This is a genomic window from Roseateles sp. P5_B10 (assembly GCF_056400485.1).
In genome coordinates this window covers 1-857 of record NZ_JBFULE010001374.1, presented here as the reverse complement: position 1 = coordinate 857, position 857 = coordinate 1, and the positions used below count along the sequence as shown (strand labels likewise).

Genomic DNA, 857 nt, shown 5'->3' with positions numbered 1-857 from the left:
GCTTGAACGCGTCAGCCACCCTGTGGCGACCAATCCCAGCCCGACCCTCGCTGCGATCGCCGCCGAACGGGGCTGGCCCCAGTTGCACCTCTTCGCATGATCAAAAAGTTCATCGACAAACTGCTTGGCAAACCCGCCGCAGCCCCCAAGAAGACCAGCCCGCTGGGCAAACGGGTGGAGGTGACGGCCGAGGTTCACGGCATCAACCCGGATCTGCTTGACGAGCGCGCCGTCAAGGTCGTCAAGACGTTGACCGATGCGGGTTTCGAGGCCTATATCGTCGGCGGCGCCGTGCGCGACCTGCTGCTGAACATGCGGCCCAAGGACTTCGACGTCGCGACCAATGCGACGCCGGAACAGGTCAAGGGGCTGTTTCGCCGCGCTTTCATCATCGGCCGGCGCTTTCGCATCGTTCACGTTGTCTACGGCCGCGGTCGTGAGCACGAAGTGATCGAGGTCTCGACCTTCCGCGCGCTGCCGACGGAATCGGAAGCCATCGCCGGCAACGAGAAGACGGGCAAAGCCGAGCTGGATGGCAAGCATCACGCTGTGGATGCCAGCGGCCGCGTGCTGCGCGACAACGTCTGGGGCCCGCAGATCGAGGATGCTGCCCGTCGCGACTACACGGTCAACGCGATGTATTACGACCCGCAGCGCCAACTGGTGGTGGACTACCACGGTGGCCTCGCCGACGCCAAGGCCAAGCTGCTGCGCATGATCGGCGATCCCGAAACCCGCTACCGCGAGGACCCGGTCCGCATCATTCGCGCCGTGCGCTTCGCCGCCAAGCTGGGCTTCACGCTCGAGCCCAAGACGCTGGCGCCGGTGAAGGCCTCGTCGGCGTTGCTGGCCAATGT

The 857-nt window shown here is 65.2% G+C and carries 2 pseudogenes; both read left to right on the top strand.

Annotated elements, in window-relative coordinates:
* Positions 1-100, top strand: a pseudogene (locus AC1DU6_RS33425) (HAD-IB family hydrolase); the annotation flags it as partial.
* Positions 97-857 (top strand): annotated as a pseudogene (locus AC1DU6_RS33420) (polynucleotide adenylyltransferase PcnB); the annotation flags it as partial. The pseudogenes AC1DU6_RS33425 and AC1DU6_RS33420, both read left to right, overlap by 4 nt.